General features: G+C 42.1%; 18 protein-coding genes. 7 read left to right on the forward strand and 11 right to left on the reverse strand.

Annotated elements, in window-relative coordinates; genetic code table 11:
* Positions 1–56: 56 nt before the first annotated feature.
* The 5 genes from G3O08_RS13925 to G3O08_RS13945 form a co-directional block, all read right to left on the reverse strand.
* On the reverse strand, positions 57–1,121 hold the full coding sequence (locus G3O08_RS13925) for a COX15/CtaA family protein (RefSeq protein ID WP_163285996.1): 1,065 nt from the start codon (positions 1,119–1,121) through the stop codon (positions 57–59).
* A 586-nt stretch (positions 1,122–1,707) separates the two neighbouring features.
* Complete coding sequence (locus G3O08_RS13930) at positions 1,708–3,039, reverse strand: TolC family protein (RefSeq protein ID WP_163285997.1); 1,332 nt, start codon at positions 3,037–3,039, stop codon at positions 1,708–1,710.
* Positions 3,026–6,115 (reverse strand): efflux RND transporter permease subunit, encoded by a 3,090-nt coding sequence (locus G3O08_RS13935; RefSeq protein WP_163285998.1) that lies wholly within the window; start codon positions 6,113–6,115, stop codon positions 3,026–3,028. Before G3O08_RS13935 ends, G3O08_RS13930 begins: the two co-directional genes overlap by 14 nt.
* Positions 6,116–6,118: 3 nt before the next feature.
* Complete coding sequence (locus tag G3O08_RS13940) at positions 6,119–7,183, reverse strand: efflux RND transporter periplasmic adaptor subunit (protein WP_163285999.1); 1,065 nt, start codon at positions 7,181–7,183, stop codon at positions 6,119–6,121.
* The gene (locus G3O08_RS13945; protein WP_163286000.1) at positions 7,173–7,649 is read right to left on the reverse strand and encodes a MarR family winged helix-turn-helix transcriptional regulator; all 477 of its coding nucleotides are present in this window, start codon (positions 7,647–7,649) and stop codon (positions 7,173–7,175) included. Before G3O08_RS13945 ends, G3O08_RS13940 begins: the two co-directional genes overlap by 11 nt.
* Before the next feature lie 662 nt (positions 7,650–8,311).
* Between G3O08_RS13945 and tnpA the strand changes: the two genes are divergently transcribed.
* Both tnpA and G3O08_RS13955 read left to right on the forward strand, forming a co-directional pair.
* The gene (tnpA, locus tag G3O08_RS13950) at positions 8,312–8,764 is read left to right on the forward strand and encodes an IS200/IS605 family transposase (protein WP_163286001.1); all 453 of its coding nucleotides are present in this window, start codon (positions 8,312–8,314) and stop codon (positions 8,762–8,764) included.
* 196 nt (positions 8,765–8,960) lie between these two features.
* Positions 8,961–10,028: a PA0069 family radical SAM protein gene (locus tag G3O08_RS13955; RefSeq protein ID WP_163286002.1), complete on the forward strand. Its 1,068-nt coding sequence runs from the start codon at positions 8,961–8,963 to the stop codon at positions 10,026–10,028.
* A 46-nt stretch (positions 10,029–10,074) separates the two neighbouring features.
* Here the strand turns inward: G3O08_RS13955 and G3O08_RS13960 are convergent, their stop codons facing one another.
* The 3 genes from G3O08_RS13960 to G3O08_RS13970 all read right to left on the reverse strand — a co-directional run bounded on the left by G3O08_RS13960 (position 10,075) and on the right by G3O08_RS13970 (position 14,624).
* Positions 10,075–10,983, reverse strand: coding sequence for a hypothetical protein (locus G3O08_RS13960; protein ID WP_163286003.1), 909 nt, complete (start codon positions 10,981–10,983; stop codon positions 10,075–10,077).
* 41 nt (positions 10,984–11,024) lie between these two features.
* Positions 11,025–11,711, reverse strand: a complete 687-nt coding sequence (locus G3O08_RS13965; RefSeq protein ID WP_163286004.1) for a BT1926 family outer membrane beta-barrel protein — start codon at positions 11,709–11,711, stop codon at positions 11,025–11,027.
* 486 nt (positions 11,712–12,197) lie between these two features.
* Entirely contained in the window at positions 12,198–14,624 is a 2,427-nt protein-coding gene (locus tag G3O08_RS13970; RefSeq protein ID WP_163286005.1) for a DUF5686 family protein, read from the reverse strand.
* 113 nt (positions 14,625–14,737) lie between these two features.
* Here G3O08_RS13970 and G3O08_RS13975 point away from each other — a divergent pair, with 113 nt between their 5' ends.
* Positions 14,738–15,799: a hypothetical protein gene (locus G3O08_RS13975; protein ID WP_163286006.1), complete on the forward strand. Its 1,062-nt coding sequence runs from the start codon at positions 14,738–14,740 to the stop codon at positions 15,797–15,799.
* A 1,195-nt stretch (positions 15,800–16,994) separates the two neighbouring features.
* Here G3O08_RS13975 and G3O08_RS13980 read toward each other — a convergent pair.
* Entirely contained in the window at positions 16,995–17,642 is a 648-nt protein-coding gene (locus G3O08_RS13980; RefSeq protein WP_163286007.1) for a tetratricopeptide repeat protein, read from the reverse strand.
* Between the two features lie 141 nt (positions 17,643–17,783).
* On the opposite strand from G3O08_RS13980, the gene G3O08_RS13985 reads away from it, so the two are divergent.
* The 4 genes from G3O08_RS13985 (at position 17,784) to G3O08_RS14000 (ending at position 22,995) form a co-directional block, all read left to right on the forward strand.
* Positions 17,784–18,716 carry an NAD-dependent epimerase/dehydratase family protein gene (locus tag G3O08_RS13985; protein WP_163286008.1) on the forward strand — a complete coding sequence of 311 codons (933 nt, stop codon included), beginning with the start codon at positions 17,784–17,786 and terminating at the stop codon, positions 18,714–18,716.
* A gap of 294 nt (positions 18,717–19,010) precedes the next feature.
* On the forward strand, positions 19,011–19,478 hold the full coding sequence (locus G3O08_RS13990) for a gliding motility lipoprotein GldH (protein WP_163286009.1): 468 nt from the start codon (positions 19,011–19,013) through the stop codon (positions 19,476–19,478).
* A 204-nt stretch (positions 19,479–19,682) separates the two neighbouring features.
* Complete coding sequence (locus G3O08_RS13995; RefSeq protein WP_163286010.1) at positions 19,683–20,708, forward strand: pentapeptide repeat-containing protein; 1,026 nt, start codon at positions 19,683–19,685, stop codon at positions 20,706–20,708.
* Positions 20,709–21,567: 859 nt separating this feature from the next.
* Positions 21,568–22,995, forward strand: a complete 1,428-nt coding sequence (locus G3O08_RS14000) for a T9SS type A sorting domain-containing protein (protein ID WP_163286011.1) — start codon at positions 21,568–21,570, stop codon at positions 22,993–22,995.
* A 294-nt stretch (positions 22,996–23,289) separates the two neighbouring features.
* Here the strand turns inward: G3O08_RS14000 and G3O08_RS14005 are convergent, their stop codons facing one another.
* Together G3O08_RS14005 and G3O08_RS14010 are read right to left on the reverse strand one after the other, a co-directional pair.
* The gene (locus G3O08_RS14005; protein ID WP_163286012.1) at positions 23,290–23,970 is read right to left on the reverse strand and encodes a response regulator transcription factor; all 681 of its coding nucleotides are present in this window, start codon (positions 23,968–23,970) and stop codon (positions 23,290–23,292) included.
* Complete coding sequence (locus tag G3O08_RS14010; RefSeq protein ID WP_163286013.1) at positions 23,963–25,210, reverse strand: sensor histidine kinase; 1,248 nt, start codon at positions 25,208–25,210, stop codon at positions 23,963–23,965. The genes G3O08_RS14005 and G3O08_RS14010 overlap by 8 nt, the downstream gene beginning before the upstream one ends.
* Positions 25,211–25,313 lie beyond the last annotated feature (103 nt).

Raw genomic sequence — 25,313 nt, forward strand, 5'->3', positions numbered from 1 at the left:
CTTAGAACGAAGGTGCGTAGCAAACGTCAAACGAACAAATCAGTGCAACGATTCTTTTATTTTGTAAGCTCAGTTGTCGCTTTCTTCGTCACCAAAAAATAGCCGATAAAAATGGCCATAAGCAAAAGCATTCCGTTAAATTGGTGCAGCACTGCCCATGTTACCGGAATGTTGGTCGTGCTCAATAAAACAGTGAGAATACCAAGAATAATTTGAACCAAAACCAAAATGAATGGCACAATGGCAAACCGGGCAAGAGGCAGTGACTTTGCAGTATTTCTTGCTTTCCACCACCAAACTACAAGAAGGATAGCGAGCACATACGCCAAACCGCGGTGAATCCATTGCACATTTATGCGTGAGCTCGAAATAGCATACCACCAGGGATCATCACCGATAAAAATAGTGGGGAAGAATTGACCGTTTACACCCGGCCAGGTATTTGCCGCTAGTGCTGCATGAAGCCCTGCCATAAATGCTCCGTAGAAAAGTTGAATACCCAGAACTACGAGCACAATTAGTGTATATCGACGAAATTTTGGTGCGTACGTTTTCTGGTTTTCGTTAAAAAGGAGCGTCATTGCAAACCACAAGGTGTAGCAGAGCAAAACCATAGCCGAAATAAAATGGGCTGCCAGATTATAGTGAACTACACTTACTCGATCGCCTTTCAATCCGCTGGCCACCATAATCCAACCTACAAGACCTTGCAGGGCGCCGAGCAGAAACAAGATAATCATCGGCCTTGTCATCTCCCTGGTAAACCATTTTTTAACCAGAAAAAAGGCGAAAGGAATTAGAAAAACAATGCCTAAAAAGCGCGCCCAAACCCGATGAAACCACTCCCAGAAAAAGATATTTTTAAATTCAGAGAGAGTGAAATCCGAATTGAGTATCTGGTATTGCGGAGTAAGTTGATACTTGTGAAAAGCAACCAACCAGTCATCTTGATTGAGCGGAGGAATCGTTCCCATTATGGGAGCCCATTCAGTAATAGAAAGCCCGGAACCTGTAAGGCGGGTAATTCCTCCCAGTAAAACCTGAATCATAATCATAAAAACACCAACCAAAAGCCAGATGGCAATGATGCGTTTTTGTCTATCTTCTATACTGCGAATCATCGGCCGCAAATTTAGGACAAAAGGGGGTATGGGTGAAATCAATTTAATGGATTTACTCTATTTTGTGTTTTTTTTTCAACTGGTAAAAATCCCATTGAGAAAATCTTTATCGTTTGTGAAATACAACAATTGCTCGCGGTTTTAGTTCTGGTATGAGGTACCTAAAATAGGTGCGCGCTCAGTTGGTCAAAAGGGCGTGCCACGTAAGTATCTTAGCTGGTGTGGGATACAAAACCTTGTCGGTATCTCTTGGAAATTTCTTAGCACCGCCGTTAACATTCCCGCACTTAGATATCTACGCACCCGCGGCCATATTACGGAATTTAAAACGTTATCTTCTCTATATCAGCCGCGGCTCTGTCGACTAAACTCGTCGCTGCACGATTCAGGTAAAATGATCAGATTGTTATAGCCTCAATACGTAAATTTATGAATGCCAAAACCACGAAATATCCAAATATATTGGAATTTAGCGCATTGCTCGCAAGAAGCGCAGCAAGTAAACCTTTCTGGTCGGCTATAAATTATATTGAGTGAAATTTACTTCGACGTTTTTTGAATGATCAATCCGTTCAAAAAGAGCCTATTAAAACACCGAACTCATCAACTTCCCACTAAGCCTCTGCAATTCCAGCTCTCTACTTTTGGCTGCAAACTGCGCCTCTAAAAAACGCGATTGGGCATTTACGGCATTTAATTGAATAACCCGAAAATCAACATTGGTGAGTGTGCCAATTTCGTATTGTTTAGAAGCAATTTTTAAAGCTAAATCGGCAGCTTCTACACTTTCTTTTTCGAGCTGAACCTGCTCCAGACGAGAGATCCACCGTAGGTAGGCTACACGTACAGATGCCTCAACCTCATTTTGCAAATCGGAGCTACGGTAATTTTCTGATTCGGCTTCTATACTCAGGTTTTCGGCGCGAATGCGTTCCTGACCTCCCGAATAGAGATTAAACCGAATACGCAAACCGAAATTTGGTCCAAACTGTCGGCTGGAAGATAGAAAACCAACTTCGTTTTCCTGTTTGTTGTAAGCGTAATTGCCAAAAAGTTCTACTTCTGGAAATAGCAAACCCCGGGCAATCTTTGCATCACTCAGCGCTATGAGTTCCAAAAGCTGTTGCTGGTTTAATTCGGCATTATTTGCACGCGACTCTTCCATTAAGTTTACCAGATTAAAATCGCCTGTCAACTCGATGGTATCAGTAGGGGTAATGGCCGAAGTGAGTTCTCTATTAATGATACGGTTTAACTCAATTTCCAATTCTCTAATTTGTGCTTTTTGGTTTAGAACCAATGAGCTGTCAGTGTTTCTGTCAACGAGAGCTTGCTGTACATCCAGACCGTTAGAAGAACCCACATCAAAGGCACGGTCTTCAAACTCGTATCTGGTTTGCGATACGCGGAGTGATGTACGGAACGACTCGAGTAATTTTTTCTCTTGCGCTAGGCGGTAATACGTTTGAGCCACATCAAATGCGGTTTGCTCAATGTAAAAACGCACGTCTTCTTTGCTCAAAAGCTCCAGCTTTTCTAACTGCTCTTTGCGTGCAAACATGGCCAGGCCGTCAAAGACCACCCAGTTTACGCCAATATTTCCCGAAAGGGAAGTGCTCGTTGCATTGGTCGCACTTTGTCCTTCTCCATTAAAAAACTGTTGGTTTGAATTGCCCTGGCTTACCCGGTACTCGCCAGTTAAATCTACATCGGGAAGCATACCTGCATTTCCGGCGGTATTGCTGTTTACGGCCTGACGCTGATTATTCTTGAAAATCTGTATATTGTAATTTTGTTCAAGCGCCGTATTAACCAAATCCTGAAGGCTCATTTCCGACTGCGAAAAGGCCATATTTGCGGAAGCGAAGGAAAAGAAAAGAACCAGATATTTCATATAATTTGGTTTAAAATTCTTCATTGCTTTCGGGTTTTTCTTCAACCAATTCTTTCTTGTTGGCGTTGGTAATGAACGTGTAAAGTACCGGGATTACGTAAAGTGTAAGGATGAGCGAGAATGCCAAACCACCAATAATTGCAACACCCATTGGGATACGACTCGTTGATGCGCCGCCTATCGCAAGAGCTATAGGAAGAGCGCCGAGGATGGTAGCCAAACTCGTCATAAGAATAGGGCGAAAGCGCTGTGCAGCTGCATCAACAGCTGCTTCTCTGATGCCAAGGCCTTGCTTACGGCGTTGATTGGCAAACTCTACAATCAGAATTCCATTTTTTGTAACGATACCTACCAGTACAATCATCCCTATCTGACTGAAAATATTGAGTGTGTGTCCAAATAGCCACAATGCCAGAATGGCTCCCCCGAGGGCGAGTGGCACGGTAAGCATGATAGTAAGCGGATCTCTAAAGCTTTCAAACTGAGCTGCGAGTGTGAGGTAAACAAGTACGAGCGCGAGAGCAAATGCGAAAATCAAATTTCCCGAGCTTTCGCTAAATTCTTTTGAAACACCGCCCAAACTTGTGCTAAACGATTCGTCGAGCACTTCGTCGGCGACCTTTTGCATGGCGTTTATTCCTTCTCCAATTGTTACACCTTCAGTGGGCGCTCCCGAAAAGGTTGCTGAAACAAAGCGGTTGTAGCGGTAGAGCTGAGGTGAGCTACTCTCAAAGCTTACTTTTACCAAATTATCAAGTTGAACAGGTTCACCTGCTTGATTTCTAACGGTTACTTTCGTTAAATCGGACGGTTCATCGCGCGCTGTTCTGGTAGCCTGACCTATTACGTAATACTGTTTTCCGTTTTTGATGAAATAATCAAATCGCTGACCGCTAAACATCAATTGGAGGGTTTGCGCAATATCCTGCACATTTACGCCCATTTCGCGTGCTTTATTGCGGTCTATTTCTACCTGAAGTTCGGGTTTGTTAAACTTTAAGTCGAGGTCTACTACATCAAAGGCACCACTTGCACGGGCCTTTTCCATAAATTCAGGAATAATCTCCTTGATTTTTTCAATGTCAGTAGCTTGAACGACAAACTGCACGGGAAGCTGCCCAAAACCTCCGCCAACTGAGATGGTTTGCTCTTGCGTAACAAACGTGCGGGCAAAATTGTAATCTTTTACTTTTGCGGCTACGGAGTTGGCTAGTTCCATTTGCGATTTTTCGCGTTTATCCGAGTCCACAAGTCTAACACTTACAAATCCCGAATTTATAGAATTTGAAGAGCCAAAACCAGGAGATGTTACCGAAATTATAGATTTCCGTTGCGCCATGGTATCTACTATTGCCAGCATTTGAAGCACGTAGTCATCCATCATTTCGTAAGAAGTACCTTCTGGTGCTGATGCAAATACACGAAAACGCCCTTTATCCTCAAGTGGAGCCAGCTCTGACGGCAAAAGGCTTCCCAAGCCAAAAATTAATCCAACGCTTAGCGCCAGAATGACGAAAGCGATCCAGCGGCGATTCATAAACTTATCAAGCGAGCTACGGTAATTTTCACCCAGCCTTTTTAGCCAGTTTCCAATCTTTGCTCCCAGATTACTTTTGGGTTCAGATTTTTTTAGCAATCGCGAACTCATCATGGGCGTGAGGCTAAGACTAATAAACGATGAGATGACAACACTTCCGGCTACTACCACACCAAATTCGCGAAAGAGTCGACCCGTTACACCTTGCAGAAATATAACAGGTAAAAACACGGCAACAAGCGTAATGGTGGTAGCAACGATAGCAAAGAAAATCTCTCGCGACCCTGCGAAAGCGGCCTGCACACGATTCTGACCACGCTCTACTCGTGCGTAAATGTTTTCCATTACTACAATGGCATCGTCAACTACGAGGCCTGTAGCCAATACTATTCCCAGCAGGGTAAGAATATTGATAGAGAAACCCGCAACGTACATTACGAAAAACGAACCGATAAGTGAAATGGGAATGGTAACAACGGGGATGAGCGTGGTGCGCCAGTTTCTTAAAAAGAAGAAAATAACGATTACAACGAGTCCGAAAGCGATAAATACCGTGTTTTCGACTTCACTAATTGCCCGGCGAATGGATTGGGTATTGTCCATGGCAACTCCCAGTTGAATATCTTCCGGAAGGTCTTTTTTAATTTGCTCAACACGTTTGTAAACTTCATCTACAATTTCGATATAGTTTGCGCCCGGCTGGGGCTGAATGGCAATTCCAATCATAGGGATACTGCCGTTTCCGCGTAGTAGGGTGCGCTCATTTTGCGGTGCCAGCATAGCAGTACCAACATCCTTGAGGCGAATAAGTACCCCATCGCGGTTGGCAATAATGAGGTTGTCAAATTCTTCTTGCGTACTTAGGCGGCCAAAAGTGCGAATGGTAAGTTCTGTGCGGTAACCTTCTATGCGTCCTGAAGGCAATTCAACGTTTTGCGAAAGCAGGGCATCACGCACATCAAGCGGAGTAAGCTTATAAGCCGAAAGTTTATTGGGGTCCAATTCTAGCCGCATGGAATAGCGCTTGTCGCCCCAAATATTGATCTCACTTACACCTTTTACCGTTTGTAGCTGCTCCTTAAAAATATTGAGTCCGATGTCGGATAATTCTAGCAGATCGCGCTTTTCACTTTGAACGGTGAGGGCAAAAATGGTTTGCGAGTCGGCATCAGATTTTTGAACAATAGGCGGGTCGGCATCGGGAGGCAGGTTCCGGATGGCTTGCGACACTTTATCGCGGATATCATTTGCCGCGTTGTCCATATCCGTCCCAAGATCAAACTCAATTTTAATGGTACTTCGCCCATCGGCACTGATGGAGCTCATGGTTTTGATACCATTTACACTATTGATTTCTTCTTCGAGTGGCTCTGTAATTTGCGTTTCCATTATGTCGGCACTCGACCCAGTGTAGTTTGTAGTAACCGTTACAATAGGCGGATCGACACTGGGATATTCGCGTACACCCAGTTCGTTAAAACCAATGGCACCGAAAATGAGGATTACAATGGCGAAAACAGTTGCTAGCACCGGCCGCTGAACACTTAGTGACGAAAGATTCATAGGTTATTGTTCCAAAGATTCAAGTGTGAGTTCATTTCCGGCTTTAATAGCCATGCCGTTGCGCACTTGCAATAATCCCGAGATCATGACAGTATCATTCGCCGAAAGGCCTTCAATAATTTGAATGGTAGAAGTTTTGCGAATGCCCGGCACCACCTGTACTTCTTTTGCCTTTCCATTTTCAAATTTATATACCATCTGGTTATTTAGTTTTGGTACAATGGCATCAGTCGGAATCATCAACCCGTTGGGAATACTGTCAAGCGAAATAGAGATGTCGGTAAAGGCACCGGGTATTAGCAAGCCTTTTTCATTGGGCACTCTAGCTCTTACCCTTAGCGCTCTGGTTGATTCATTTATAGCAGGTTCTGCAGCATATACGGTCCCTGTAAATGTATTTCGATTTCCGGAAATTGTGAAGCTTACGTTTTGTCCTACAGCAATATCAGCAGCGTATTTTTCGGGCACACTAAATTCGAGTTTCAAGGGGTGGAGCTTAACGAGTTGAGCCACCGGTGCGCCTGCCGAAAGGTAGGCACCTACACTCACGCTGCGCAGGCCAATAGTGCCAGAAAACGGTGCGCGAATAGTGGAGTAATCCAGTTTTACATCTATTTCTTCCTTGCTCGCTTTTATGGTCGCTACTCTCAACTTGGCATCATCTATAGCGGCTGCACTTACACCTTGTATATCGACCAGGCTCTGCTTGCGTTCCAGGTCTTTTTCGGCTGTAGCCAATTCAGCTTTAAGCTGATTTTGTTGCGAAAGCCACTCGCGCGAATCGAGCCGAACCAATACCTGGCCTTTGTCTACTTTCTGCCCTTCATCAAAGAAAATTTCAATGACTTTGCCCGATGCCTGTGCGCTAAGCATGGCCGATTCGGCGGGCATCAAACTTCCCGAAAGGCTTATTTCGCTTGATACGCCGGTGGGTTTTACCACCACGTAGTCGGCTTCCATCACATCCCCGCCACGGCGGTCGTTCTGAGTTGCATCGGCATTGTCGCAAGCCGAAAAAACAATGGCGAAAAGGCTTATAGCCAATATATTTATTATTCTAATCTTCACTTTTTACGAAATGTAGTTTGTAATTTCTTCTAGGTTCATTTTGAAGGCTTTGGCGCACAATGTCCATTTCGGCTTCAAAATCTGTAATGCTTCTATCAGGCAGGTTTTTCAAGCAAGCTTTGTTCGAATTTTGAATAGCTTGTTTTATATCGGGAATCATCTTTCTCGCCTTATCCGTAAGGTGCAAAATATGAGCTCTTCGGTCATTAGGATTTGGACAACGCTTTATGCAATCTTTTTGTTCCAGATAGTCCAACATGCGTACAACAGATGCCTTATCAAGGTACAACTCATCGCCGAGTGTTGTTTGGCTCAAGTCTCCTTTATGATTGTCAATGACCACCAGCGCGTAGAAATACCTGTTAATGGGCAAATGCTCCAGGCTGCGTGTAAAAACACCTACATACTCCTTTGCCAGCTCGCCAAAAACGCGTCCAAAAGGTATCTCTGATTTTGGTATATCCACGAGTATTGTTGTTTTTGAAATAGTTTGCACTGTAAACTAATTTGCAAAGAAAGGGAATTGAAGGTTGTAGCAGGGTTCTACTTAATCATCATTCTCTATATGGTTATTTGGTCTACCCTTTCGGGGATGGTGAATTAGCGTGTATTGTATTCTTAATTAGATTGTTGTAATGTGTTTTTGAATTTTTAATTAAATGGTTAATAATTGATAATCGTGATTTGATCGGTTTTACAATTGGAATTGATATGATTTTGTATTTTGAGTTTATGATCGATTCTTGTTTTTCGAAATCGATGTGGGGATTTCATTGAATGGAATTTTATTCATTTATTTTTTGAATTACTATTCATAAATAGCACAGGGCTACACGTCGCTTCGCTTGTTCCACCCTATGCTGCGAGATGTCACCCCTTCGGGGCTTTTGGAATTTTTGTGTTTCATGTTTTTTCTGTCCTCCGTTTAATCACATTGAATATGTACGCCAATGCTTTTGGAATTTTAGTGTATTCCGATGTTAGCTGCGAGATGTCACCCCTTCGGGGCTTTTGGAATGTTGGCGTGAATTACGTTAGAATTATAATGTGGTATTTTAAACAATGAATTTATTGTTAGCTTTATAAATCATTGATAATTCAATATTTACAAACTAATAATTATTCAGAATGGGCCAATCTCTTGTAATACAATATACGCATATTGTTTTCAGTACTAAGAATCGTGAGAAACTAATCTTGCCATCAATAGAGGCTGAGCTATTTGATTACCTCGGTGGGGTATGTAATGAAATGGATTGTCAATCTTTAATAGTCGGTGGGCATCTTGATCATGTGCACATCCTCTGCAAGCTTTCTAAAAACGTTGCACTCGCTAAATTGCTTGAGCAAATTAAATCGAATTCGTCAAAATGGATAAAAACCATAGATTCTCAATTCAGTAATTTTTTCTGGCAAGATGGATATGGTGCTTTTTCTGTAAGCAGAGGTCATGTGGATATAGTAACTAAATATATTGGAAATCAACATGCGCATCATTGTGATGTAACCTTTAAAAATGAATTTCTGGGTATCCTAAAAAAAAATGATGTCGAGTACGATGAACGTCATATATGGGATTGAATCATAAACTAATGTTTTCTAATAGCCCCGACGGGTTGACATCGCCCAACGATGGGTGGAGCCCATCGGCTATGTGCAAACCACAGATATGGCTATTACTGAAAGAATACGACTAAACCTAAAACCCATCTCACCCATCAAGATAAACAAAACCACCTCCCCAAAAATTAATTGATATTTTCCGTAATTTTGCCCTATGCGAAAAGACGAATTAAAGGGTAGGGGAGCGCAGATAAATCCGCATAATAAATTCCAGCGTCAGGAGTACGTGCGGGAGCATGAAGAGGGTATTGATTTGCCCGACGATACCGGCGAAGGGCAGACTACATTTACCAGTGTTTTTCCTAAAACAATCATCAATAAGGTGACCAGTCCCGATGTGGGGATGGATTTTTCGATCAATCCATATCAGGGTTGCGAGCATGGCTGCACGTACTGCTACGCGCGTAACTCGCATCAGTTTTGGGGGTTTTCTGCTGGAGTCGATTTTGAGCAACGCATTTTGTTGAAAGAGAATGCCGTAAGTCTGCTTCGCGAGAAATTTGACAGTAAATCGTGGAAACCCGCTGCGATTACCCTTTCGGGAAATACCGATTGCTACCAACCCATAGAGCGCAAGCTTTGCCTTACACGTTCGTTGATACAAGTGTTTAGCGAATACCGAAATCCGCTGGGTATTATTACAAAGAATGCTCTTATACAACGCGATATAGATTTACTCTCTGAAATGGCATCTCAAAATTTGGTTAAGGTGGCAATCTCAATTACTACGCTTAACGAAGAACTGCGTAGAAAAATGGAGCCGCGCACTGCTACTATAAAGCAGCGCTTTGAAACAGTAGAGAAGCTTGCCGCTGCCGGCATTCGCGTAAGTGTAATGATGGCACCAATTATTCCCGGACTCAATAGCCACGAGATACTCCCATTGGTTAAAGAAGCAGCAAACCGCGGCGCGGCAGGAGTGGGCTATACGATGGTGCGGCTAAATGGACCTATTGCCGATGTATTCGAAGGCTGGATTCGTACCACATATCCCGACAGGGCAGACAAAGTGCTAAACCAAATTGCTGATGCGCACGGCGGGCAACTGAACGATAGCCGTTTTAAAACCCGAATGCGCGGTGAAGGGAATTATGCGGAGATGGTGAAGAATACCATGAAAATCGCAAAAGAGAAATACTTTCCCAACCCGGCAAAATTTGAATATGATTTTTCGCTATTCAAAAGGCCATCTAAGTCTGGGCAGCTCGATTTATTCCAATAAAAAACCCCGACCAAGGCCGGGGTTTAACTAATGTGTTATAGTAATACTAGTTACAGCCCATCTGGCCAAAACCGGGCACATCTACAAAGTCAAGATTTAAGAGATCACCATCTCCATCAGTATCAAGAAGATTGTCGAAAACGATTCCGTAATAGTTACCGCTGAAGTTCATACTTCCACCAGAAACATTTAGAGTTCCGTCTTTTGAAAAGTAAAAAGCGAATGAGGTTGAGGTGAATCCGTAAACCACAGAAAATCCTTTTCCATTTTCATCTTCAGCACCTTCCAAATCTTCAATAAAGTTAAGGATATCATAATTGCCCTGTGCTTCATTGTCGTATACCAGATAATAGGCAAGGCCTTGAAAGTAGTCAAAGATATCTGCTCCTTCTTCATCAAAGTCCTCATTCATAAGTGCATCAAAATCACCAGCGATTCCAAGAACTCCTGAAAGTCCGTCAAAATCAACATCACCAAAACCAAGGTCAAGACCCAAAGCATCCTCATCTACAGAAAAGCAGAAAGTATAATTAACATTGAGGGCAGTATTACCTGCCACCACCGTTCCCGACCCACCGGCATTAGAGCCGAAAGCACCAGGGCTAACGAACAATACTCCGCCACCATTTGGGTTTTCTACAAATTCTACTCCATCGTCTTCGCTAAAATTCCACCCGTCGTTTGGATCAGAAAAGTCAAATGATTTTGAATCGTTCTTCGGGTCAAAAACAATAACCTTATCCATGGTTCTATTATACCAGGCAATAGGAGGCATGCGATCTGCAGCAGATTGAATATCTTCTTGTAATGCCTTGTCTTTTACCGCTTTACCTTCATATTTTTGAGAAGCTGAAGCCGAATTTTCGTTGTCTTTCGTACACGAAGTTGTGAAAATTAATGCGGCTGCAACAAAAAGAGTTGCGGCTACATTTATTTGTTTTTTGAATATTTTCATAGTTGTGTTTCTTTGTTTAGAAAGTACTAAGATACTAATTCCTAGAACAAGAAACCAAGTCTAATTGCACCTACTACGTTAGGGCCAACATTGAATGAGCTACCACCTGGTACTTCTCCTGAATTGATATCGCCGTTTGATGTATTCAATGACTCAACTTTTTCCTCCATTTGGATTTCATATTGAATTCCAAAACCAAGTTCAGCACCTAAATAGATATTGTCAGCGAAGTAGAAATCAACACCAGCGATACCGTTTACTCCTAAAGTAAGCATCCCTTGACTGCTGAGTTTTACTGTTTCAATCTCATTTTCAGCACCATAAACTTGGTCGTCTTTTGTTGACTCAGTTCCAAAACCAATAAGTGCTTCAGCACCATAATAAGGAGAAAGGCGATCTGTACCTAAGAAGTGCTTTTCGATACCAGGACGTATAGAAAGGTCAAAACTGGTGTTTACTGTTTTCAATTCATCTTCAAAATCTGTACCACCACCAAGTGTTTTATCAGTAGTAGAATTAAATCCTAAAAATACTGTAGCTCTGATGGCTGTTGTTGCAGAAGTGAATTTACGGTATTTAATTCCGTTTATGCCAATTGGAGAACCACCAAGTGGAGCAAATAAAACTTCAAGGTTTTGCTCTCCACCGGTTTGCTTCATTACATCTTGTGCATTAGCGGCAGAACCAATGAAAAGCGCTGCTGCGGCAATAATTAATACTTTTTTCATGTTACTAGTTTTTTGTTAGAATGTTTAAAATGAAAGATTTAAATTTTCCTGAAAGAACTTCATTTTTAGTGGGTTGTTCACATCTTCAATTTGAAAGTAATCAACATAAAAATGTTAGTTTCTATTCGAATCAGGCCACGTTTACGCAGGTTATACCCAAGGGTTTCGGTGACTTTTATGGGTTAAAATAAGCGTGCAGGTGGTTGGTTATCATAAGGCTTTGACTTAGAACTTCGCTCAACGACCAAGCAATCAACAAATTAAAGTGGGGAATGTGTACGCGAAAAACCGAGCGATACTGCCTGTTCATTCAATAAGAACGGATAGGAAATCAGGAAATTTCTGTTAAATCATGAATTGGTGATCCTATAAGTGATCTTCAAAACTCTAAAAGAAAACTTTGTTATAGCAAGAATTCGCTATGTTATTAAGGAGGTAAATTCCCGACTAAAGCATGTTTTTAGCAGTTTTCCTACTCTATTTCTTCTATAGACTTATCGCAAAACTGAAAATAAAGCTTAGGTTGTCACCAAATTTTGGCATTTCATAAGCTCCGTGACGGTAAAAAACACCTACTCCGTAGCCGCTGTAATAAAAGGTGTTTGACATGCGGAGTATATTATCGATCATTAAACCGCCCTCCAGATAGGGTTTGGTCATTTTCGCGTAAGCAAAGGGAATATCTGTAGCATTGCTATCGCTTAAATTGCCAATAGCAGCCATATATGCCATTTTAAGTTCTGGTTTTGACCAGGACTTTTTAATGCCAAATATGCTCCCGAAATTGTGAATAAAACCTGTCTGGAAGTATTCGTCATTCAGAAACTCATACAAATCCATTGTTTGAAAATAACCGGTAGAAAGAATGCCCACATCGGTCTGGCCCTCACCACCACGGCCGAAGTAGAGATAAGGATATGGCACATTCTCGCCGTAGACTTTACCGGCATTTCCAAATAGGCGCGTGGTGCCTACACCGCGAATTTTAAATTCGTGTTCTACTTCTACCTGCAATTGGGTAAATGAAGTGCTTCCATCAAATACATTGTCTAATGCCTGATTTATAAGAAAACGCATACGCGGATAAGATTGCTTAATGGCAGTAAATGCTCTACCCGTTTGCATAAGCGATTCGCCGGGAGCATATCGCAGCTCAAGGCCTATTGATGTTGAGGTTATGTTTGTTTCACTTAGTACATTATCAATAAAGTAATCGGCATCGGCAAGTGTGCGATCTTCGCGTATAAAGAAGGTTTTCAATTTTAGTCCGCGCGCAGGTCTGTAGGTTAGTGCGGCCTCATATTGCTCAACGGGGTTCATTCGGCGAATAAAAAGATTGCGAATGGTTTCACCGCCCTGAAGATAGCCAATATCTTTGCTAAACCTCATGCGCCCCGGTTCTGCTACGTCGCTGCGGTAAAAAAGTCCGAGCTCAAGCTCGCGCTTCGGTTGAATAAAAAACCGAAGTCCGCCTCCGTATTTCCACGCCTCATCTTTAAACCCATAAGCGGCGTAGCCCTCTGCGCTCATCCACTTCACAAGTTTCTGGCTGGTTGCGAGGCCTGCGCCGAGCCTAAAACCCTCGTATTGGTTAAAACCGGCCAGGTGGTTGAGCAAAAAATCGACTTTACCGAAATTCAATCGACCCTGAGCCAGCGCTTCAGATTGATTCATAAACCAATTCATGGAATTGAGAATTTGGGTAGGCAAAGTGTCGTAAACGGCGTAGGTGTTAGATTCTTCAATGGAAAGTGGTTTGTCGCGAATAGTTGTCCACATGCTGTCTGGTACCGGTTTGCGTAATGCAGAGGTCTGGATGTCGGCAATCCCAAAATCGCCTTTTTTGGGAATATATTGCAAATTGGCATCCTTAATAAAAGTAGAACTCGAAGCAATAATGGTTGATCCCATATCTTCGTTGGGAAAACTATAAGTGGTATTGCTTTCATGCGGAAACCACAGGGAGTCCGTTTTGGTGTAAGCCTGCCTGATTTCAAAATACATCAACGTATATTCGCCGGTATTTTTGCCCAGGAAATTAACCAGCGCATAGCTATTTGCAGAAATGCTCAAAGTTCCTTCCATCAGTTCTTCGGCGGCATTTTTACGCGGGGCAAAGCTGATAATATAGACTTTTTCGCCTTCTACCTGGGCACTATCGCGCAAGGTGAATTTGTACCGTGCAGCACTGTTAGGGCTTATGGGATTCAGGTAGTCGAAACCCGCAACGCTGAGGTAATTGCCGTAACAGGTAAAAGGCTGAAATGAATTGGATACCAGCGAGATCGACGGAATTTTAATGCCCGACATTTTACCGGCAAGTACTTTTTCATTCCACTTGCCCGGCTTTTTGTACACCACCTCGGTGGCACTTTCGAGCATCATAAAGTGTGCATTTTCAAATCCGGTTTTAGCTAGATCGGCTTGAATTGAATCGGTGCGTTCTATATCAATATTGGCTTTATTGTAAGCCGAAAACTTAAAATGATTTAGCGATTCCGGATTGTTTTGATCCCGCCTAGCTAGCACCTTTCGCATAATGGCGTACGCAGGATCTTCCACCGCGGTAATCACCACCTCGCCTAGATCGGCGGAAGCCCTTTCCATATTTATATCGGGATTGAGGGCTAGAATCGAAACAGAGGAAGAATAAGGGGTATAGCCAATGCACGAAAATCGGACAGAATCGGTCGCATTAATTCCTGCCGGAATGTGCAAGGTGAAATAGCCCTCAATATTTGAAACGGTAGGTGCGATACGCTTATTTGCCGGAAGGACATGCACAAAGGGAATATACTCTTTAGAATCAAGGTTTGCGATACGTCCTGAAATCTGCGTTTGAGCAATTGTATTTTGTACGCTGAAAAAGGCTAAGCAAAAAATGAAAATTGTAAGGTGAGCTGTAAACTTCATGGTCATAAAAATACTATTTCGGTTAAATCCTGAAATAATTACCGCCTTTTCGGCAAATATTTCGTCAAAACATTTCAGCGTCTTATCTTGCTCAAAAAATATACCAGCTTTTTATGGATCTGCACCGCGAATTTGAGAATATTATCAGTAAGAAAAAACCATCGTTTCCTATCAGTAAACAGTTCGTGGTTTATCTCGCGCGTTATCAGCGCTATTTTCATTTCGATATTACGTACAACGATTTATTGCGTTGGGATGCTTCTTTTCCGGTACTCGATTTGAGTGGTAAAGATACCCTGTGGCGCACGGTAATGTACTCGCGCTCTGAGCAGGTAGAGATTAACGACAGCCTGCTGCGCATATACGTTTACCTCACTGCCGAGCTGGAGCATACTGTAATGGAGCACCTTACGGTAGAAAATGTAGATTACTGCCTTTTTGGAAATTCAAATCCTTTTCGGATTAAAATCAGAAACCTCCTTAACGACAACTACGATTATTACTATATAAAACGAGCCGATGCCAGCCGGGTATATGGTTTGGAGCTCGAAGAGATGCTTTCGCCAAACAAGGTGTTTTATCTGGTAAATGAAGATACGCTGGTAGAGCAACATATTTCGGGAATTCCCGGCGATCAGTTTCTGAAACACAATGTAGATGAGGAGGGGCAACACATAGTGCGGCTGGCAAAAGAGTTTGTAAAATTCAACCAGCGATGCTTTGTGCGGCTGCTGGGCGATATGCGTTCGTACAATTTTGTGATAGATATGACCCCAGATTTTGACCAGATGCAGTACCGTATCCGTGCCATAGATTTTGATCAGCAAAGTTATGAGGGGCGACTGAAAGTATATTTGCCGCAGTTCTTTAAAGAGAATTTCGAATTTGTTGATATGGCGCTCAAGCTTCTGGGCGAAAACAGTGTAACCCAATATCAAAACGAAGAGCGTTCGCTAATGCGGAGACGCGTAGGAGCGAGCCGGTACCAACTTCAGCGGCTAATTAAAACCATGCGCAAAGACCACATTACTGATGCCGGTAGGTTGGGAATATTAAAGCGTGAACTCGCTGAATATCATAACAATAAAGGTTTTCTGCGGCTTACGTCGATGGGTGCGGTTTTGTATAAGCATATTAATATTTGTTTGGAGCTTAATTTGAATCCACCGAAGTGATTTTAATTAGCAATAGGCAATTTTGCGATGGGCAATAGGCAAATGAGAAGTCGGTGAAGATAAATTGGCAATGGGCAATTTGCAATGGTAATTTGCAATGGGCAAATTAGAATTTCATGGAAAAATCGTAGTTGCTGACCGCTCTAATTAAATTGGATCTTTTTTGACCGCAAGGACGGCAGTTAAGAAGCGAAATCAATAGGCAATGGACAATAGGCAATTAGCAATAGGCAATTAGCAATAGGCAATTAACAATAAGCAATTACTTGCTGCGCTGCGTGAGGTCGCTTCGCTTAGTTGGCAATGGGCAATTGGCAATTTAACTTAGCACCGATTTCATGACCCATGATCAAAGGGATACCGGATGGAAGGGAAATAATCAACTCCTTCCCGCTCCCCGGCCCTAAAGGGAGTCCGATACACTCATTTCGACTTAGCTCACTTTAACACAGAATCTCACGACCGAAGTAAGTAGTGAACAGCATCATGATAAGAGAGTTATTTTGATCAATAAAATGCCAAACAAATTCATCTTTGACTTTACTGAATAAATGTGCTTCGAAGCACTATGATGTGCGGTGGGCTCGCCCCTTTAGGGATTCTAATCTCTATGCACATCTTTTTTCTGCCTTTGAATCCTTTGACTTATAAATCAATTTAATTGTCTGTGAATCAATGCCTGCACACACCCCCAGCCCCTAAAGGGGAGCTGCCTCCGCACGGTCTATGGTTCCATTTGAAACCTTGAATTTCATGACACGAGGACTTCGTAGATAGGTTGATTTAAATGATAAAAATAGTCTCTTGGGTGAAATGAGTGTTGGCGCCCTTCCTGCATCCGACGAGGCTTTTCGCCGAGAGGAGTGCACGGGTGCGGGAAGGCTTTGATGAACAGCGATTTATAAGGTCTGAACACCAAAAGACAATTTTCGAGTACGATGTGTATAGAGATTAGTTAGGGGTTAGGGGTTGGGGGCGGGAGAGGCGTTAACAAACAAGTGGTTATAATGATAAAAAATAATTAATGTAGAGCAGGTTATACTAAAATATTAATCTCAAAAAGTATCGGTAGACATTAGCCAACCGAAGAGAATAATTGGTAAATCTTTCGATTTGCAATAAATCCGCACATCCGTACATCCGTACATCCGCACATCCGTACATCCGCACATCCGTACATCCGCACATCCGCACATCATTTTTCATTACAATATATCCTAATCATCTCCGCCACAGTAGTATCGCCCAGGGCTTCGGCCTTTTGTAAATCCTGGCAGGCATCGCGGGTTTGTGAGGGGGCTGGCCTGATCATGCCGCCGGAGGTTAAGGCGTTGATTTTCGAAAATCCCAGATTGGCGTACGCAGCGGCATAATCGGGATGCAAGGCAATTACCTTTTTGAAATCGGCTATGGCACCGGCATTATCTTCTTTTAAGCCTTTGCAGTAGGCGCGGTCGAATAAGGCCTGCCAGTTTTCGGAATCTATTTCTACCCGCTTGTTGAGATCGACCAAGGCGGCATCGTAATTCTCTAATTCCATGTTTATCAAGGCACGGTTTGTCAATGCGCCTTCGTGGTTAGGGTTTATTTTCAAAAGCTTTTCGTAATCATAAAGCGCTTTTTGTTTTTGATCGGTATTGAGGTAAATAAATGCGCGGAGGTATAATCCTTCCTGGTTTTCGGGTTCGATTGCCAGAAGCTTATTTACCTCACCCAGCGCCTGCGTCATGTTTCCGCTATTGTACATGCTTAGGCTATTTTCGTAGTAGCCGTGGGTGGTTTGGGTAAAGCCTTTCGGCGAAAGCAAAAACAAAAGAGATAGAAGAAACAGAAGTTTGTACATGATGCAAATGTACGGTTTTGAGAAAAGGGATTGCCACAGATGCGCTGATCACTTTAACATAAGTTGATATGGTATAACATACATTCTCAAAGTTGCGCAGTCATTCAAAAAATATTTTACCTTCACAAAAAGAAATCTATTATGACTCAAACGATATTAGGTGGCGGCGGAACGATTGGTATTTTGCTTGCCAAAGAATTGACTGCTTATACAGATAAAATAAGAATAGTGAGCCGCAATCCCAAAAAGGTAAATCCCACAGATGAGCTGGTGGCTTGCGATTTACTGAGTCAAAAAGAGGTTGAAAAGGCTGTTGAAGGATCAGCTGTGGTGTATCTCACGGTAGGGCTAGAGTATAAAGCTAAAGTGTGGCAGCGCGACTGGCCCACAATTATGCGCAACACCATAGAGGCGTGTAAAGCAGCGAATGCAAGGCTGGTTTTTTTCGACAATATTTATATGTACAGTCCGCATCATTTGAATATGATGGATGAGCAAACGCCGATTGATCCTGTGAGTCAAAAAGGCAAGGTGCGGGCAGAGATAGCGCGCACGCTGATGGAAAAAGTAAAAGCCGGAGAACTAGAAGCGACGATTGCCCGATCGGCAGATTTTTACGGCCCTGGAGTGGGAAAGAACGGTATGTTGAGACAAATGGTCGTAGAAAATCTCGCCAAAGGTAAAAAGGCCAATTGGATGGGGAAATTGGATTGCAAGCACTCTTTTACTTATACCGTCGATGCAGCTAAAGCGACCGCGCTGCTCGGAAATTCGGATAAAGCTTATGGAGAAGTGTGGCACTTGCCGACGGCTAAAAACCCGCCTACCGGGCAAGAGTGGATAGATATGTATGCCCGTGCAATGGGGCGCGAAGGAAAGGTGCAGGTAGCCGGAAAGTTCATGGTAAAAACAATGGGTATTTTTATGTCGATTATGCGCGAAATGGTCGAAATGTATTACCAATACGATCGCGATTATGTTTTTAATAGCGACAAGATTGAAAAGGCTTTTGGAATAAGACCTACATCATATGGCGATGGGGTGCTTGAAGTGGTGCGGGAGATTAGTGTTTAGTTTTTGGTTTTTGGTTTTTGGTGATTTGTTTTTGGTTTTTGGTGATTGGTGACTGGTTTGTTTGTTTGACGTGACTTTGATTACCACGACTGATCGACGTTGAGAGCTGCGATGTTCAGCCCCGCGATGTTCAGCCCCGCGATGTTCAGTCCCCGCGATGAATCGACGGGGATACTATCGACGGGGATACTATCGACGGGGATACTATTCAGAATCTCTGAAGCTTTGTCTAAATTAGAAAATTCATTATGATTTGTGCAAGAATATTCTTTAAATTAAAAATAAAATAAAAATATGAAACGATTAATATCAGTATGTGCATTGGCTATAGCCTTAATCTCCTGTCAGCCGGAAGGTCGCGTTTATGCAGAACACCAGGAATTATCGCCCGATGTAGAATGGTTGCAGAAAGATGTACGCCAATTTAAAGTGCCCATTAACGACAATAGCACTCCATACAATATGAGTTTATCATTCAGATATGCCAATGGGTATCAGTATCAAGTTGCTAAAGTGAGAGTAACCGAAACAAGTCCAGGCGGGAAAGAAACTGTAAAAGAATACGATTTAAAAGTCCGGGATGACAATGGTGACTACATTGGAGAAGCAGGTTATGATATTTGGGATAGCGAACACTTGGTAGAGCCCAATAAGAAGTATGAAGAAACGGGACTTTACACCTATGCCATAGAACACAATATGCCCAACGATCCATTAAATTTTGCGATGGAGGTAGGGGTGATATTAGACAAGGTGGAATAAGACCGTAAAGCTTCCACTAATGGTAAAAGCCTTCTGTTCATCAGTGGCTAATAAAAAAATGTTGCCAGTAAATACACTGATATCTTTAGGCACAATAATAAAAACCAGATTGGATTATGGTGCAGGTTTTGTACTTTTAATGGTTCATACCGATACCCAACTCCTTATACACAAAAACGGTATCGGTAATTAACAACCGAAAATATGGCGACAACTAAAACATGGAATGATTGGTTAAAAGCCAATGGTGAAGGTGCCAATCCAACTTATATAAATCAACCTTCATGGGTTGGAACTACCAAAGGGAACAATCCGTATGATTTCAGCGGTATTAATCTCAAGAGTGTGAGCATAAATAGGCCATTTGCCGAAGGGCTAAACATGCCAAACGCTGTTTTAAAGAATGTTGATTTCGAGGAAGGAGATTTTAGCAGAGCTAATTTCACCAATACCAAATTCATTAATTGCAAGTTCAACAAAACCATATTAACCGATGCTTCTTTTAGCGGTGCGAGTTTTCACAATTGCAATCTGAATCGGGTTAATCTCACAAACGTAGATTTTTGTGTTAAAGAAATTACAGAGACTGTGGTTTACGGAATATCGGCATGGGATTTAAAAACTTCGGAAACATCGGTACAATCAAAATTAGTTATTGAAAAAACCTACGGCCTCTATTCCGATATTATAGCAGAAGGTCGAATTCCTTTAATGGTAGATAATATCGAACTCGCCCAATTTATTTATTATCTCTCTAACCATAAAAAACTGCGTGATACGATCAATATATTAAACAAACGAGGCGTGCTTTTACTTGGCAAATTCAAAGACGGCGGATTGGAACGGCTTTATAAATTGCGAGATTGGTTTTCAAGTCAAAATTATCTACCAATGATATTTGATTTTGACAGACCTTATAGCCTTGATTATACCGAAACAGTTGTTACCATGAGCGGCTTATCAAAAATAGTCGTTGCCGATTTATCGGGTAGCTCTGTACCGCAGGAGCTCCATGCTATATTGACTAATTTTATCAAACCGGTTATCGTTTATCATGATGAAGCCGCCTACAGCATGCTCAAAGATTTAAGTAGAAAGAACAAGTATTTCCACGATATTAAATTTGATGGTACTGATAATGATTTGATGAGTCAATTGCCTTCAAAGTTAAAAGATGCTGAAAAAGATTTTGGAAACATTATTATGGATCTGGCAAAAGAATATAATTAATGCTATTTATAAAAAAAGCGAGGTTTACATCTATAAGTTTTCAATCTAAGATAGCACTTTCGTGAATGGTGAAGCTATTTGAATTCGCAAGGCTTCTTGCTGGCGAAAGAGGCGTCTTTGGCGAAAAAAAGGGATGCCACAAATGTGGTTATTCAGCGGCGGTTGTCGAGCGAAGCCGAGATAAGTCGAACTTAACGAAGTGACCTCACTACCTTCTCCCAGACCAATCTCTATACACATCGTCAATGAAAATAATACTGATGATTTTTATACTAACTAAAAGGCTGTATGTCAACGCCTTCCCGCACCCCGTCCCAACTAAGCGCAGCGTCTCACGAATTCCATATAAAATAAACACTTATGAGTAAAAGGGCGCCAACGCACACATCATGCAAAGCGAACACCTTCATCCAATTAGATGCTTTTCTAGAATAGAGCTTTTTACGGAACAATGAAGTGTGCGGCGGAAGCTCCCCTCTCTGCATCCGACGAGGCCTTTTGCCGAGAGGAATGCGTAGGGGTGAGATAGGGTATTGGCATACAGAAAGATGAATGGTTTTGAGAAGCCTTAATATTGAGTTTTTAATTAAAATATTTTCACTTAAATACCTATAAAAAGTGGTCAGTAAATTAAAGGGCAAGAAAGATGTGAATAGAGATTAGTCGATCAGAGGAAGTGTGCACGGAAGGGAATAAATGGGCAGATAAGGTCATTCAGAAAAGAGATTATTATCAATTTTTATTGAAAACGAAGGCTGTAATTATATTCGAAAATCTCCTCAAATAGTAAGAGCCAGACGTTGTAAATTTAAAATAGTATATTTAAACTTTAATCTAACCAAAACTAAAAACAACCCAGATGAAAAACATCAATTCCATTTTACTTATAGCCCTTGCGTTAATAAGCACTTCCGCTTATAGTCAGACGCTGATCAGTAGCGAATTTCTCAGCACAACCCCAGCCGCAGCAAATAATTATATGAGCGCTGTGCCGCAACATTACGACGTAGCCAATTACAAACTCGTCTATAGCAGCACTGGTGCACAAGGCGATTCAACAATTGCTTCGGGCTTGCTTTCAATTCCTGTCGGGATTGAATGCGCCGAAATGCCCATGCTGGTGTATTGCCATGGTACCGTATTAAAGAAATTCGAAGTGCCCTCGTCGCTAAATTATGCAGGTGGTTACGTGGGTCAATTTGCATCTTCCGGATTTATTGCCCTTGGTCCAGATTATATTGGCTTGGGCGAAAGTCCCGGATTACACCCTTATGCGCACAATACAACCGAAGCCACAGCTGCCATCGATATGATTTATGCAGCGCGCGAATTTCTGGAAGGGGAGGAGATAAGTGATTCTCACGAAGTGTTCATCACCGGTTTTTCCCAGGGAGGCCATGCAGCTATGGCAACGCTGATGTATGCGCAAGAAAATGATTTGCTTGAAACGATTGGGATTGTGGCCGGCGCACCTTGTAGCGGACCTTATGACTTGTCAGGAACCACAGCCCCACCGATTGTATTTGAACAGATTAATTACTACTTTTTCGGCTACGTGGCTTTCCTTATGGAAACATACCAATTGGTCTACGGCAATATTTATGACGATATTGATGGTTTTTACAAATCACCTTACAACCTGACCGTACCCCAATATTTTGATGGCGAACAGAATGTATACAGCATGGCTTATGTGAACGCCCAGTTTCCAAATTCAATCAGTGCTTTTCTCGTTGATTCCGTCGTAAGCAATTTGCAGAGCAATCCAAATCACCCAATTTGGCAGGCACTTGCCGACAACAACAACTACGACTGGGCGCCGGAGATGCCCTTGCGTATGTACTATTGTACAGGCGACGAACAAGTGTACTATGTGAACAGCACCTTGGCCGAATCGACCATGCTGGCGAACGGCGCCGAAGATGTAGAGGCGATCAATCTCCTTTCCGGAGGCAGCCATGGTCAGTGCTTCAATCCTTCGCTGAATGCTGCCTGGGCTTTCTTTAGCGGTATGACTACCTTGTGCTCGCCCACCTCGGTGAAAGATGTTGTAGTGGCCCCGCTTGAAATGTTTCCAAATCCAGCAAATGGGATATTGAATGTAAACATTCCCGAATCCGCAGGTATTCTGGAAATGTTTGATGTACACGGAAAAATGGTTTTGACCTTGAATGTGCAAAGCAGCCAAACCAGTGTGGACTTATCTGCCCTTGCTGCCGGTTATTACGTGGTAAAACTAAGTAGTCCACAAGGAGTGTATGCAGGCAATGTGGTAGTGGAGAGATAATTTGAAACGAAATTAGGCATTAAAATATCTCCGTTCAATTTAATGGATGTACTTTATGTTGTCACCGCGAGTGAACAAATGGTAGCGCAGCAAGGTGAGTTCAAAGTTTACGCATCTCCACCAGGCATATTCAAAGGAGTCAGAGCGACATTGATTTACAATTCTGACTGGAAATGACGCCTTCTTTATTCTAAATTTCTGAATTCGCATATGATAGTCGAACTTAGTTAATATAACTTCATCATAAAAAAACAGTGAAAACGCTGTAAAGATTACAACTGATGCCCTCATCAATCAATCATCAACCAACTCAAAAACAAACCCCTTGCCATGCACATTTCGAATAATAGCATTGCCTGATGCCAGATACCTTCTCAACCGAGATATATAAACATCCATCGAGTTTCGTGAAAACTCATCCTTGCTTTCCCATAGTTTTAAAAGTATATAATTCCTTTCAACCAGACTTTGCGGGTGAGCCAGAAAACACTCCATTAGCAAGCATTCTCTTTCGGTAAGCTGAAAAAAGGCTTCGCCGCAATGCAACACCCTGCCGGTACAATTTAATCTGATCGTATGAAAAGTTAGTTCTTTAAGCCGTGATTCAATAGGCGCTTTACGCGTTAAAATGACCTCAATCTTTGCCAATAAAATTTCCTCATCAATCGGCTTGGTTACATATTCTTCGGCACCCAGCTTATAACCCTTCAATTGATCAATCTTCATATCACGAGCCGTAAGGAAAATGAACGGAGTATTAAGCCGTTGATCAATGATTGCTTTCGCAATAGCGTAACCTGAATCCTGCTTTAAGTTAATATCCAGAATCACCAGATCAAAAAAAGTTGAATTAAGCGATTCCATAGCCTCTTTAGCCGACTCTTTCCAAATGACCGAATATGCTTTAAGCATCAAATATTCACTAAGCACATAGCCAAAGCTCTTATCATCTTCAACAAGTAAAATCTTATTCATATTTCGGAAAATTAAGAATTACCTGAAGGCCATCTTTCCCAGAGATTAAATCCATTAGCCCGCCGTGAGCTTTCATTATACGCTCAATATAAGCCAATCCGAGGCCTTTGTAGCCTAAATTCGTTTTGGCCGCTTGTATTCCAATACCGTCATCGCGACTCATAATTTGAACCATACCGATGGATGCGGCGCAGGAAATCACAATGCTAACAGGTTTCTCGTTGTGCTTTATCGCATTATCCCAAATATTGTAAAGCGTCAATTGCAAATGCCCTTCATCTGCATGTATCAGTAGGTCTTCGCTCGGTGGAATAAATCGAACAGTGGCTTTATTCTCCAAAAAAATGGGTTTCATCTGTTTCAGAGCTTGCTCAATAACATGGGTCACACCAATCGGTTTCTTTTGAATTTGTAACCGGTCGGCATCAGATTTTACCCAGTGCAGCACCGTCTTTATATGGTTTTCCAATCTATTACTTTCGGTTTGAATGATTTTTACCAGTTCATCCTTGTTGAGCACATCTTTGTTAGTCAGTAAGTTGGCGCTTAGCTTAATGGACGATAAGGGAGTTTGGAACTGATGTGAAAGATGATTTACAAATTCGTCTTTTTGATTGATCAATCTGGTTTGCTTCGCATTTGTTCGCAGCAGCCAAGCGAATAAGCCGATAAGCCCAACGAGAAATAAGATCGGCAAAAAATAAGCTTTGTAGTCAACTTCTGATTTCTCAAAATCAACATGCAAATATTTCAATTCCTTTTTATCCATTCCTCTGATATTCATCATTTGGCCTGGTGTCTGATTGAGAACAAAACCTTCATCGACGGTGCTTTCACCTGTGTCATCTACCACATCGATGGTTGTGAGGCAGGAAATACAAATCTTAAAAGGAGAATGAGCCAAGGTATTTGTAGTAATTTCTGCATTCAACGAATCTATCGGATCGCCTTCCCCATTAAAAAATCCCCAGACCACAGTTCCGTAAAATCCGCTGTAGTTTTCTTTTAAGATCGAGTCAACAAGTTCCCGTTTCAAAGTGGTGTTTTCGCGAATTTCCGGCTTTAACGATTCAAGCTTTCGCAAGCTTATGGCGCTTTCCAGCAGTATCCCAGACTTTTGTTTCTCCTCCACTTCCTGCTTTAAGCTTTGGGTTTTGGTCAAAAATAGAATTTGCCAGACAGCAAGCCCTCCAAGCAAAACAATTCCCAGGAAAACGATGATAATACTTTGATTTTTCATTGTTCTAAGCGATAAAAATACAAAGCATAACAAAGCAATCAGCAAAATTCAGTTTTCATTCAGTTTTTTAAGCTTTAATTCACCAACCTTCATTTTTCATTCA

Source organism: Cryomorpha ignava (assembly GCF_010686655.1).
GTDB lineage: Bacteria > Bacteroidota > Bacteroidia > Flavobacteriales_D > Cryomorphaceae > Cryomorpha > Cryomorpha ignava.

What these genes read in the sequence shown, in the direction of transcription:
- G3O08_RS14005 (WP_163286012.1), bottom strand. Translation starts at nt 23,970, where the DNA reads ATGAATAAGATTTTACTTGTTGAAGATGATAAGAGCTTTGGCTATGTG.
- G3O08_RS13975 (WP_163286006.1), top strand. Translation starts at nt 14,738, where the DNA reads ATGGATCTGCACCGCGAATTTGAGAATATTATCAGTAAGAAAAAACCA.
- G3O08_RS14010 (WP_163286013.1), bottom strand. Translation starts at nt 25,210, where the DNA reads ATGAAAAATCAAAGTATTATCATCGTTTTCCTGGGAATTGTTTTGCTT.
- G3O08_RS13965 (WP_163286004.1), bottom strand. Translation starts at nt 11,711, where the DNA reads ATGAAAAAAGTATTAATTATTGCCGCAGCAGCGCTTTTCATTGGTTCT.
- G3O08_RS13930 (WP_163285997.1), bottom strand. Translation starts at nt 3,039, where the DNA reads ATGAAGAATTTTAAACCAAATTATATGAAATATCTGGTTCTTTTCTTT.
- G3O08_RS13985 (WP_163286008.1), top strand. Translation starts at nt 17,784, where the DNA reads ATGACTCAAACGATATTAGGTGGCGGCGGAACGATTGGTATTTTGCTT.
- G3O08_RS13990 (WP_163286009.1), top strand. Translation starts at nt 19,011, where the DNA reads ATGAAACGATTAATATCAGTATGTGCATTGGCTATAGCCTTAATCTCC.
- G3O08_RS13955 (WP_163286002.1), top strand. Translation starts at nt 8,961, where the DNA reads ATGCGAAAAGACGAATTAAAGGGTAGGGGAGCGCAGATAAATCCGCAT.
- G3O08_RS13960 (WP_163286003.1), bottom strand. Translation starts at nt 10,983, where the DNA reads ATGAAAATATTCAAAAAACAAATAAATGTAGCCGCAACTCTTTTTGTT.
- G3O08_RS14000 (WP_163286011.1), top strand. Translation starts at nt 21,568, where the DNA reads ATGAAAAACATCAATTCCATTTTACTTATAGCCCTTGCGTTAATAAGC.
- G3O08_RS13970 (WP_163286005.1), bottom strand. Translation starts at nt 14,624, where the DNA reads ATGAAGTTTACAGCTCACCTTACAATTTTCATTTTTTGCTTAGCCTTT.
- tnpA (WP_163286001.1), top strand. Translation starts at nt 8,312, where the DNA reads ATGGGCCAATCTCTTGTAATACAATATACGCATATTGTTTTCAGTACT.
- G3O08_RS13995 (WP_163286010.1), top strand. Translation starts at nt 19,683, where the DNA reads ATGGCGACAACTAAAACATGGAATGATTGGTTAAAAGCCAATGGTGAA.
- G3O08_RS13980 (WP_163286007.1), bottom strand. Translation starts at nt 17,642, where the DNA reads ATGTACAAACTTCTGTTTCTTCTATCTCTTTTGTTTTTGCTTTCGCCG.
- G3O08_RS13925 (WP_163285996.1), bottom strand. Translation starts at nt 1,121, where the DNA reads ATGATTCGCAGTATAGAAGATAGACAAAAACGCATCATTGCCATCTGG.
- G3O08_RS13935 (WP_163285998.1), bottom strand. Translation starts at nt 6,115, where the DNA reads ATGAATCTTTCGTCACTAAGTGTTCAGCGGCCGGTGCTAGCAACTGTT.